This is a genomic window from Bradyrhizobium sp. 31Argb (assembly GCF_043638955.1).
Classification (GTDB): Bacteria; Pseudomonadota; Alphaproteobacteria; order Rhizobiales; family Xanthobacteraceae; genus Bradyrhizobium.
In genome coordinates, this window is record NZ_JBEGDB010000259.1 from 1 (window position 1) to 11,587 (window position 11,587).

General features: G+C 57.1%; 7 protein-coding genes and 2 pseudogenes. 4 read left to right on the forward strand and 5 right to left on the reverse strand.

Features of this window, described 5'->3' with window-relative positions:
• Positions 1-106 precede the first annotated feature (106 nt).
• Positions 107-407 (forward strand): annotated as a pseudogene (locus AAFX91_RS33045) (hypothetical protein); the annotation flags it as partial.
• Between the two features lie 789 nt (positions 408-1,196).
• Here AAFX91_RS33045 and AAFX91_RS33050 read toward each other — a convergent pair.
• The 5 genes from AAFX91_RS33050 to AAFX91_RS33070 all read right to left on the reverse strand — a co-directional run bounded on the left by AAFX91_RS33050 (position 1,197) and on the right by AAFX91_RS33070 (position 5,827).
• Positions 1,197-1,616 (reverse strand): hypothetical protein, encoded by a 420-nt coding sequence (locus tag AAFX91_RS33050; protein WP_130231713.1) that lies wholly within the window; start codon positions 1,614-1,616, stop codon positions 1,197-1,199.
• Positions 1,613-1,789, reverse strand: coding sequence for a hypothetical protein (locus AAFX91_RS33055; protein ID WP_394569364.1), 177 nt, complete (start codon positions 1,787-1,789; stop codon positions 1,613-1,615). The genes AAFX91_RS33050 and AAFX91_RS33055 overlap by 4 nt, the downstream gene beginning before the upstream one ends.
• A gap of 1,012 nt (positions 1,790-2,801) precedes the next feature.
• A complete protein-coding gene (locus tag AAFX91_RS33060; protein ID WP_165421469.1) occupies positions 2,802-2,951 on the reverse strand; it encodes a hypothetical protein in 150 nt (49 codons plus the stop codon).
• Positions 2,952-3,154: 203 nt separating this feature from the next.
• On the reverse strand, positions 3,155-4,030 hold the full coding sequence (locus tag AAFX91_RS33065) for a host specificity protein (protein ID WP_130230645.1): 876 nt from the start codon (positions 4,028-4,030) through the stop codon (positions 3,155-3,157).
• Positions 4,031-4,999: 969 nt separating this feature from the next.
• Entirely contained in the window at positions 5,000-5,827 is an 828-nt protein-coding gene (locus tag AAFX91_RS33070; RefSeq protein WP_245475126.1) for a YopT-type cysteine protease domain-containing protein, read from the reverse strand.
• A 2,994-nt stretch (positions 5,828-8,821) separates the two neighbouring features.
• On the opposite strand from AAFX91_RS33070, the pseudogene AAFX91_RS33075 reads away from it, so the two are divergent.
• From AAFX91_RS33075 to AAFX91_RS33085, 3 genes and pseudogenes are all read left to right on the forward strand, one after another.
• A pseudogene (locus AAFX91_RS33075) lies at positions 8,822-9,192 on the forward strand (transposase); the annotation flags it as partial.
• 773 nt (positions 9,193-9,965) lie between these two features.
• Positions 9,966-10,310 (forward strand): IS5 family transposase, encoded by a 345-nt coding sequence (locus tag AAFX91_RS33080; RefSeq protein ID WP_063623419.1) that lies wholly within the window; start codon positions 9,966-9,968, stop codon positions 10,308-10,310.
• Positions 10,311-10,547: 237 nt separating this feature from the next.
• Positions 10,548-10,706, forward strand: coding sequence for a transposase (locus tag AAFX91_RS33085; protein ID WP_394569365.1), 159 nt, complete (start codon positions 10,548-10,550; stop codon positions 10,704-10,706).
• Positions 10,707-11,587: the final 881 nt, after the last annotated feature.

An 11,587-nucleotide genomic window follows, 5' to 3' on the forward strand; every position in this document is an offset into this window, starting at 1 on the left:
AAAAGCTGCTCACGATCCCGCGAAATCCGTGCTCACGATCCCCTGAAATCCGTGCTCACGATCCCGCGAAACATGCACTTGGCATTTTACTCCACGTGATGACCAAGGCACGTCCATTCAAAAGCTGGCGTCAGTGGAAGGCGATCGCTGGGCCGTCGAGGACGGCTTGGAAACGACCAAGAACGAGCTTGGTCTTGATCACAAGAAACCCGCTCCTGGCAGGCGGGCATCGCCATGTCTCACACGGCATGCTTGCCTTCGCCACAATGACCGTCGTCCGTTCTCGTGCCCACACCGCACCAAAGAACGCGATCGCGGCCTCGGCCAAAGCATCGTTCTTGATCCGCTGGTCGAGTACGCATCCGGTGAACGCCTCACCGGACGGATACCAATTAGGCCGCCAGTAGATTGAGGTCTGGCTGTTCTACGGCCAAATCCCTAGCTTGCGTTGATAGGTGCACTGTTCCGGTTGCCCTCGAGACCGCCGCGGCTCGCGCGCATTCTCGATTTTCTAGCGCAATGCCCAAAGGTGGGCACGGCACCGAGAGCATGCCCGAGTGATTTCGTGCCCTCCTACGCAGCGTTGAAGCATGGGCCCCTTTTCAACTCTCTTCCGTTCCGAGATGCTCGTAGAAGGTCTCACGCGCCTTTCTCAGGAAGAAGACCTCGCGCAACCAAGTGCGCCCACGGCCATTGTCTCCTTCTCGCATGTGGACAATCGCCGAGTTCCAATGGCGGGAATGTCTTCAGCTTTGGCTTGAAAGCGGTTTGGTTCGCCTCGCGTCAACGGACTTCTCCAGCTGCACTGGCCAAAAACGCCGCCTCACCTGAACCAGCAGCAATAGGCAACCAATGAGACTTATGACAGTAAGGGCCATCATCAAGAGGCAGGCGACGCAGCACAAGGCGGCTATGTCACACGCCGATCGCAACCAGCACGGCACCCAATCGAGCCGTACCATATTCTCCATAGAGCCAGACATATTCGTTTCGGTGGGTGATAAGTGCTTACTGCCGATTGGCGGCTCAACGCTTAAGCAACGTACCTGACGTCAGTCTGACGAGCGTCGCTCGGAGCGGATTTTGCTTTGCCTTTTCTCATCGGCGCAGCTACGAGCTTTGCTCATCATGCCGAAGATGTCTGGACATGCTCACGCACGCCTGCGGGCATCGCTACACCTTCGGCGACGGGGCTTTCACAACAGCGCTCTCATCCGTTCAAATAGGATTGCCGCTTCCGATGGCCCGAGCCCGACGAGGCCGACAAAGCTCGTTGGTGGCATCGGAATTTCTTGACGAGTCGGCTTCCAGAGATGCAGGCAATACCGGCTGTTATTCACGTATTGCGAATGAGGTGGGTGCAGCTGCATCACGCACTCCTCTTCATCCCAAAACAGGTCTTTGACGAAGCACATCTCTTCCCAGTTCGGACAACGTCTAGGCGTCGAGACGGAGACATGCTCCCACCCTGGGCGAACAAATCCGACTATCCTGAGTTTGCAGCCACAAGGCCCCTGAACAAAAAACAGGCCGCAAGGACCTGATCCCGGCGCGCTAGCAAATTCGCCGTATCGCACGCGGCCGGCCTCGAGTTTTTCAAGAACTTGTGCTCTCACGTCCCCTCCTTTGCCTCGCGAATGGCTTTGAAATCGACGTAGACCACCTTGTTCTCTGGCTCCCTCGTCGCCTCCAGCCAGGGCTGCTGCGCAGCGTCCGAGTGCCATGCTCGCCCGTGCATTGTCTGCTGAAATTCGAACAAACTGCTGAGCAAACCGTAGATGTAGGTCATCTCTCTTCTTCCGCTTCCAATGCCGGCAACCGGGCGCTCGGTTTTCCTTGAGCTGGTAAAGCACCTCTACTGCGAGGCCCGGACAAGCTTTCCAAAGGATGCTTTCTAACCTGCAATTTTGGTTTCAGCACCAGACCTTTGCTTTTCTACCTCACCACATTCCTAATCGTTCCCGCAGCATGCCGCGAAGCTGCGGCCGAGGGCTTGCCTCGCGACGAGCCTAGGGATCCGTCGGCCGCGCACCGTCGGAAACGGCTCCTCTTCCACTAAAGTCACGGCCAGGCTACGGAGTGAGCCGCGTCAAGGCCCACGTAATAGGCCACCGTTTCAAAGCTTGACCCCGCGCTGGTCAAGGTCATCGAATTTAGGATTCTGATTGCCAATCGTGGCGCGATCGATCACGGCGAAGAAGCTTTCGCACGTTCACCAAGCATCTCGCCATCTTGCACCATGAGTCTCAAATCGGCCTAGGCCTTCAAAAGGCGGTTCGCTGTGCGACTTTCTATCGACTGATCTCCCATCATCGCTGCTGCCAAGAACGGGGTATGCCAGGCGACACTTCACCATCATGCTCTTTGAGACACTGATTGGGGTTATCCCGCGAACGGCCGATGTGGCTCCCATCACGCGCGGGTGTTTTTTCATCGATATAGAGCCAGACTGCTTCCATCGCTTGCTCCTCAGATACCCTTCCGCACCACCACAATGGGCCATGGTCTGTGCCTGCCGTCTTCGTCGATGATCGTCAGGCGGAAGTCCATAGCGCGCCGACTTAATGTTATTGAAGCGCAGATCGCATAGGCGACCGCGACATTCGGCTTGGCCCGTTACTCGGTTAGGGGGGCACACCTCATTAGATCGTCCCGCCAAGCGCCCTGCAAGAATCACGCAACTGGCCCAATCGGCTCATCATATGATTCGACATGCGCCAACCAGGACAGCTGTAGCAGTCTCAGATCACTTCGTGACCGCGCGTGTAGGATGCTGCTTACACAAAAGCTCCCGGTTGCCACTAAACGCCAGCTTGAATACGCCATTCAAAGACGATGAAAACAACTTGATGATCAATCACGATAAGCATCAAGAATCGTTTGGCCACTTCGTCGGCGCTGCGCACGATGCTTGTGGAGCGTTCAAATCCCAGAGAGTTGCCAATGACCAAAAGGCAGCTCAGAGCAGCTGACTAGCAATTCAAAGAAGTTGCTCTGCCTGCGAATTCGGGAACCGCCGCCGCTTCTAATTTATTTCTGCTCGCGCGCCGCAACGAGAGCACACCCGCGCGTGCCGGGTGCTCCCGTTGCAGCGTCGCCTTGGCCCCGGTGCATGCCGGTATGAGAAGTCAAGCTGCACCCGGCGTGACTTCTGCTAGCCGGTCCCCGGGCCTAAATTGAGCCGGTCGAAGTACCAAGAAGGATCGTCCCCAGATGAATCCGTTTCGATGTATTCTTCGCCCGAATATTCCTCGACACTTCCTTCGTTTTCCTCATCGCTACTCTCAGCTTTGGAGAGATATAGGCGAGGCTTGTCCACCCGCTGCCATTTTCCCTCCTCGTTCAGCGTCCACTTGTCGGGATGCTGCCTAGGGTCAAGCACATATTCATTGTCATCTTCATTGTCACCAACGCGAACAAAACCCATCTGCTCTAGACGGGGCTTCACCTCATCCGTGGCAGGACGCGACATGACCAACGCCCGCTTACCGTCAAGCCGAAGTTGGTGTTCCAGCAGAACATCGCCTGCGTTCTCAACGAGCGGATGAGTAACCCGGAGATCGACAACGGACGAGACGTGTTTCCGCCCAGGAAAGTGCTGCTCCCACGCCTCTCCTCCCATGCGACGTCGACCTTCGGTTTTTAGAAGCCCGACACTCTTGTCACCCAATTGATAGCTGAAATATCGCGCCTGGTCCGAATCCTGTACGGTGGATCCGGCTCTGGCGACCATCGCTGTGCGCTCAGCTTTTTCGGAAACGAAATCCGAGTACTCTTGCGGATTATTGGCCATGTGCTTGATGTCGTTACCATAGAAATTTCTCAGTTCTTGCCTGAACGACTCCCTGTCGATCTCATCGATGGGAGGTTCTGAAACGAGGGAGTACGGCCGTGCCACCCCCGAGGAGGAACCAGGGGCCGTGTCTGCAAGCGTTTCGGTAAACCTCCCGCCATCTGCTGACAGCTCCGATTCATCGGCTTGGCTCGCGCTTGGAAATTGGCTGGAAGAACCAGTGATTCTGTTATACACGACGTTTGGTCTCCTATCGCAAAAGTTGCACCGTACTGGCCTGCTCGAGTCCTGTGGACAGTGATAGGCGCGCGAGCTGACAATAAGCTGACGCACAGAGGGGGCGCGGTGCTCACGCTTTGCAAGGCGAGGGGCGGCGCATTTTCCCCGCGGCTGGCCTTTTCTACGGCTATGCTTATTCCGCTTCGGGGCTAAGGTACCATACCTTGTTACGCGAGCGAGCCGAGATCTCGGGTTCTTTAGAAGAATTACAGCCCTACCCTTGATATTGCCGCGGCCCACCATCACAACACCGTTTCACAGCTTTCCGGGCTCGATGATGCGGCCCTCGCTTGCTGATTTCAAGGCGATGCAGAACTTGCCGGCCGCGGACTTTGGTGGGGTAGCTAGGTTGAGCCACGGCTTTATCGTGGTTTCATTCGGTTGCAGCGGCGTCCGCCCGGCTGTTCAGACGATGCAAGCGCGCATCTTTAAGGAGGTCCGACGTGTAACCTCTATTCCGTTACGACCAACCAGTCGGCCATCGCCCTGACGGTTTCGCGTGATCGATCGCTATGTCGGCGACCTGCCGGCGATGACAGGCGCATTAGCCGGTGATCCGGCATCGGTCGCAACACGGATACCCGGCTTGAGATCGTGCTGAACACCTGTGGCGTCCGACGTTCACGGAGCGCACATTCTGATACGCAGGGCCTCGTTCAACTCGATCGCCAATCGTCCTCCACGAGACATCCCGTGTCGCCCGCTCCGTCAGCAGTCTCGCGGAACACCTCGCATCAGAAGTAGGAGCCGACTGGTCGGGTTGACCCCGCTTGGAGCATCTTTGGCGGCCGAGATCCGGGACATCCTCGAACACCTTGAGGCGGCCATGACGGCCCCAAGGGGACAACAGCCGGAATAGCCAATGTCAGCACGACCGACTCGTTCGCCACGAGAAGGCATTAGTCGCCAGCGGCCTTCAGGCCCGACTCAGTACATCTTTTGTGTGGTGACTGTCGATAAATGCCGCCCGTTGGGAGGATTCCTGTAACGATTGGCGAGGCTTTGGAACAATGACCCCATCTGGTCTGATGGAACAGTAAATTCTCCATAGTTGGGGTCGAAGAGCGTGGTTGTTCCATTCGACGCCGACGTCGCAACTGTGTGTGCGCCGCCTTCGGCGAAATACAAACTCAGCAAATACTTCGATCCGTCGCCGGTAATTTTGTCCAGCACGCGCGAGAACCTCGAGGGCTCGCCGAATCCGTATTTGTTCTCTCTTCCGGACGGTGCCAGGCCCGCTTCCCGCAAAATGGTGTTTTGTGCCTCAAGGTCGGCCTGAGAAGCTCCTGCTCCCTCACTTCGCAACCGATCCTTGAGGTCCTGATACTGCTGCTGCCGCTCAGCCGCTGAGTGGTGCCCTTCTGATTCCGGTATGAGCGCATCCATTCGGGCTGACGGGCTGCTGCTCAGATTGCGGAGCCACTCCGCAGTCAGCCCAACGCAGATGCCGTCTACATTCGCCTGAGGCAATTCGACCGTCCTGTATTCAAACAGCGGCCTGGGTGGAGGGGATGTAGTGGAGCTGGAAGAGGTTGAACTGTGAAAATCTGCATCCGAGGTATGTGGCTTACTGGCGCAGAGCCCCATTTTGTCGGGCAACTCCCAGGCGAATGAAGACGTTTCGAGCTCCACGATACGAGGTTGGGAAACGAGCGAGTACGGCTGTGTTGGCGCCAATGACAAACCAGCATGGGGATCCGGCGCCGCTCGGGACGGCAGGCCCGCAAGTGTTTCGGTAAAGCTGTCGCTGTCCACCGACTGCCTCGGTTCGTCAGCTTGGCTGGCGCGTGTGGATGAGCCACTAATTCGATTATCCATGGCGGTTCGCGTTCCCTTCGACGTAAGTCTCTCCCGAGTGCGTCGGGCTGCTTAGGCGGTGCTGCGAATGTTACTCAGACAAGCTGATCACAAGCTGACGGGCGCAGGTGTTACGCAGAGCACGAGGAAGGGCCCTGCGAGCAGCGCCATATAACCCAAGATCCGTGATCATGACGCGCAGGGCATGTCACTCTTCTTCAGCAGTTTACACAGCAGGCGTTTGGCCGCTTTACGATCCCGGCTCTCGACCAGAACATCATCCATCTCCGTCCGGGCACGTCGGCTTCACCACCTCCCTCGCCCTCGTGATCGCGTGGGCGCATCTCTTTTGATTTTCGATTGGCAAGGCAATTGTCAGGTCACCGGCATTGCCGTCTTAAGGACACGAGACCTCCGACGCCACGTTAGTACTTGCGCTCGGCACCACCGGCTCGCGCGCGGGGCGATTTTGGCGCTCATCACGAGTTTCTCCTTCCATTCGTTATGGCTCAAAGATGGAATGGACGTATTCGCCCAGCTCAAACGCGTTAGGCTGCCGCCTCGTGACACGTCAACACCGTCAAGCCGCTGATCACGAAAGTCGCCGAGATCGATGCCGCAGGTGGGCCGTGAATTCCCTATCCGCCGGAACACGATTCTGCATCTAATGGTCGCCGACTTAGCCCAGTCGGGGAGTACGCGTCAGGAGCATCGTCCAGTGAATCTGGGCAGCACGGTATATTCCGGAAACCGCCGATTAGATGTTATCGCTTCCACTCTTCGGCGGAGCGATATGAAATCGAACTCGCTCCGACCACGGCTGGCATCACCTTCTCACATCTTATGTTCGACAGGCCTGCCGCGCAGGATGCTTCATCATACTCACCGGGTCAACACCGAGCGATAGCAAGAGCGATCGCGAACGCTAGCGCAGCATCGCTGTTGGCCGGTGCTGTATTCAGGAAACTCCCGGACCGCCATGAGCTTGCGCAGCCACTCAACTGCCACAGCGTTCATGTTCGCCAGCTGCCAGCGGATTTGCAAAATGCGCGCTGGCGATGCGGACCGTTCAGTAGGGAACGGTGAATTGTCTAGGTAGTCCAAGTCGGCTGGGCCGGAGTGCTTCCGCCCAACCAAGTTGGCTCAGCCACCACAGATCTCAGGCCTGACGTGTAAGCCTAACGAACCCTCCTTCCTTTAGCTCGGCGTTATAAAGCTTGCCGTCGAGCGAAATGGTTGTTGGGTGGTCTGCGGTTGGCATGAGCCCCTGTTCACGCAGCTTTTCAATAAGCGCCAGGGGGGCCCATTGCTCCGGGAGAGGCGTACGATGGCGTCGGGTCTCAACGAAGAACGCTCCGAAATCTGGCGCCCCCGTCGACCCGACTCGCAGCATTTGAGCTTCCGGTGGGTTATCGACTAAATAGGTCATGATCTTCTTGAGTCCACTCGTAGGCGCTTGGGGACCCTGGAGGCCCAGCACCGTCGATCCGATTGTCCATACAGCTCTCCTATTGGTTGGAACATGGGTTCAAAACCGCCAGAGCTTTCGCTGGATTCGTCACCAGTTGACGCATGGGCGGCATCCGTGGTCAAGAAACCACGTTCTCATGTTAAGGAGCTTAGCTTTCAGGAAACTGACGAGTTTCGGCCGGACACAGTTGTACCCGCGCCCAAGTTCCCAACTCAAATGCGATGCCGCCAAGCCCACCCTCGTTGAGGGCCTTTTTCGTTTCGCTCCCTTTACTAGCTTCAAACCGGGCCCGTTGGCCGCCCCGCCTGCGTTGGACAAAGATTTCGTTTTGGGGGGCGATCTGATTCTGTAGACTGATGCTGAGACACCAAGGCTCCGGGCGGATTTCCTGTCCATCTTCTGGACTCCGGGAATGATATCCCATGCCATTAGCCCAGCAATAGAGCAGCGCGAGTTTTCGGCGATGTTGGATAGGTTTTTCTCGCCGACTTCATTGGCGTTATTGTCTCACCACGTTTCTTCTTCCTTTATCTGTCAGGCCCTGCGCCACATCTCGCTTCGGGCTCGCTCCCCGATCATTCTCGAGTGTGTCCCTCTGACGTTTGCGCCATTGTTCGTCTTGTTTCTTCCGAGCCTGGTGCTGCTTGAGTGCCCTCTCAGCGGCTTCGGGGAATTGATCTGCTCCTGTTCGGCAGAGGTGGTTTGGACCGGTCGAGCCCAGGTCTATAAGATCAACTGCTCACGCCCGCTCAGGCCAATGACTCGGATGGTGGCCAGCACTGACGCATACACGAGTAGATGGAATTGGCCGAACCGTCGCCTTGGCTACTTTGTTTCGGGTAAGGTCGCGCTGCCCCGCAGTTATCCTCGTCCTCAGTTTCGTTGTTGGCCTACATAACCGGTGCGATCGGTGGTGCGGAGGCCGAGCGCGTACTGTCGTCAGCTAGGGTTCCTATTGGGCTCCTCTTGGGTTGCGCGGCACGACGCTCAGCATCCCAACTTTGCCGACAGGAGAGCGAATCTGATGCATGGCCGAAGCCCTGGCTCATCCAGCCAATCCACAACCGCTAGTCAGGCTGATGAATGGAGGCCGTGAGGAGATAGCCAAGCTTTGCGGAAACCGTTCGCGGCGCGGGATTATTATGGCATTTCGTCCTCGGCAACGGAGCGGCCGTACTCGCTCGTTTCCCGAGCCTCCATCGAGGAGATCGACAGGTCTGCATTTAGGAGAGAAGCGAGGGCCCTTTATGCCGATGAAATCAAGTAGTCGCCGCTAATCCACCGGAATACTCGGATTTCGTATCCAAAAAGGCTACGCGCCCCGCTCAGCTTGCTGAGGATTGCGGCACTACCAGAGATACCGAGCAAGCGCGATATTTCAGCTACCAATTAGGGTCTGTACCTAATTAGCGAGCTCTGATTCCCTCGCGCCGAGTTGAATCGGTACGGGGACTTCGATGCGCAACGGACTGTTCTGACCCAACGACAAGCAGTGGGCTCAGATCGAGCCGCATCTGCCAACGAACCAGCCGGGGCCGGCGCGCGATGGCGACGACGCATCATCAGCGGATCATTCACATGCTTCAGCGTGGCGCACGCTGGCGCGACTGCCCGCGCGACTATGGCCCTTACACGACGATCTCCATCGTTTCCATCGCTGGGCCAAGCGCGGCCATTGGCGGGCGATCTTTGAAGCGCTCGCCCTGCTGCTACAAGGACGGAATGACTTTGTCCATCGATTCCACCTCGATCAAAGCGCATCGCTCGGCGAGCAGCGGAAAATGCGGCAGCTTGAACAGGCGATCGGCCGCTCGCGCTGTGGCACGCGCTGAGCGACCCCGATTGCAAACCTTGGGCACGTCAGCTTTTCGAAAGCTTGTCCGAATAGCAATCCCGTTGCGATGAGAATCAATCACTACAATGTGCCCTCCGGCGAGCGGAGTCTGCACAAGCAGCGCGATGCGCTGGCGGGCGCCGCTCGCGCGGATACGACCGCTTTTACGGCCGCTTTAGCAGCCGAGGGACCAGCCTCTTTCGCTTTTGACAAGCGGCGGGGTGAGCAAGTCAGGCTGTACACAGCAATCAGCAATAGCGGCAATGTCCAACTCGTTTCTTTGTTTTCTAATGCCCATCAACGCAACAAGGTGGGAAGTATGAACGTGGCGCCGCGGCGCGACACTTTGCGAATTCTCACCATAGAGAGTCTCGACTGGTCGAGGTACAAAGGAGTCGGGGCGGCTATGCTGGACATTGCCGATCGGATTAGGGATTCAGCGGGCCTTTCCAGTCTATCCCTTATTTCTCAAGACGAGGGAGCTTCAGAATTTTTCTACAAGAAGGGATTCCGATTTACGGAGGAGGGCAGAAATGCGGAATCACATTTCCGATTCACGGTACGTTCCAGGCGACGACGTCATCCTTATCGGCGATATGGAGCGCCCGGCTTAGGGTACTCTGGCGGCAGCACTGGCCAGCCCGCCCTGCCGGGCTGGCATTTTATCAGGAGTAGCGACTGTAACCGCGAAGCGGCCGCTGGGATGCGGCCCTTTTCTGCTCTAAGGGTCTGTACCTAATCAGCTGGTTCTGATTCCCTGGCACCGAGTTGATTCGGCATGGCGGACTTCGATGCGCAAAGGACTGTTCTGGCTCAACGACAAGCAGTGGGTTCAGATAGAGAGAGCCGCGTCTGTCAACGAACCAGACGGGCCCCGCGCGCGAAGACGATCGACGGATCATCAGCGGTATCGTTCACACGCTCAGTGCGGCGCACGCTGGCGCGATTGCCCGCCTGACTATGGTCCCTACACGACGATCTACAATCGTTTCAATTGCTGGGCCAAGCGCGGCCATTGGAAGGCGGTCTTTGAAACGCTCGCCCGCTGCGGCAAGGACGGCGCGACTTTGTCCATCGACTCCACCTCGATCAAAGCGCATCGCTCCGCGAGCGGCGGAAAAGGAGAACATGAATAGGCGATCGGCCGCTCGGGCGGTGGGCGAACGACGAAAATCTACGCGCTGGACGACCCTGATTGCAAACCTTGCGCATTTCATCTTACTCCGAGACAAGACGCAGATATTGCCGCGCGGCCGGCCCTTTTGAAACTCGCACCCCCATGACTACCCTCATTGGGGACAAAGGCCACGACGGCTTTCGCGCCGAAATCGTCAATCGCGGCGTGAAGCCCGTCATTCCAAACAAATCCAACGGTGACCCTCCAGAGCTTCGGCAAACGCGTCTACAAAGGGCGCAATGTTATCGAGCGCTGTTTCTGCCGACTCAAGGATTTCAGGGGCGTTGCAACTCGCTACGACAAACTTGCCAGAAACTTCTTGGCTGCAGTCTACCTCGCCGCCATCGTCGCCTAATGGATCAGTCTGAACCTGGGAAAGCAGAGTCACGCTCTGCTGCCCAGCGGTGACCGCTTCCTGCAAATCCATCCAGATTAAATCGATCTGGTTCAGGTTCGCTTTGCTCCAGTAGTCATGGAGCCATCGGGTTTGTGCTAGATGGGGCGAACCGAATTCCAATCCTATTCGGCAAGATGCCTTGTTCGGCGCATTGAACCAAAGAGGTTCCCATTCCTTCGCATTTTAATATCCATTGCTTGGATGGAAATCGATCCTGCCATTTCGGTTATTGATCGTGATCTCGATGCGCCCCTCCCTATCCAGCAGGCAGGCCGTACATCGACTTGCCTAGCGGCGGGAAGCTGTTGGTTGCGAACTTCTGTTGGTTGCGAACTTCTGGTGATTGCGAGCTTCTGGTCACCGGATCGCGCGCCGGTGGTGCGCGAACAGATGCATGATCACATTGGTCATTGCGCATTCCAGTATTCGTCTATTTGCCACATTGCGAATTCGCTCGGTTCAATGCCCAGCAATAGCCGGCGAGAGCTCTTCCCGTCCTGGCAAAGATCTAAGTGCATGATCGCCCTGACACGCAACAAGGTTGAGAAATAGTAAGCTACGCCGCCGAACTTGATTTGCCAACGAGCCATAGACCTGCGTGGTACAGCTTTGCCTTTGCTTTTGCAGGCCTGCAACCTGGCGCTACGTGAGATTCGAGCTCGTGAGCTATATGCGCAACTGCGACGTACGCTGATTGTGATCGCAGTCGTGGGGTGTCTTGGCCGCCGGACACGATAGTTTCGCGTCTAAGGTCCAGTCAACCGTAACCGGCATGAGGCCCCCACCTAGCCATCCTTCGGCTTGCGCGCGATACAGCCTGGCATGAGCGGATCGGTGGA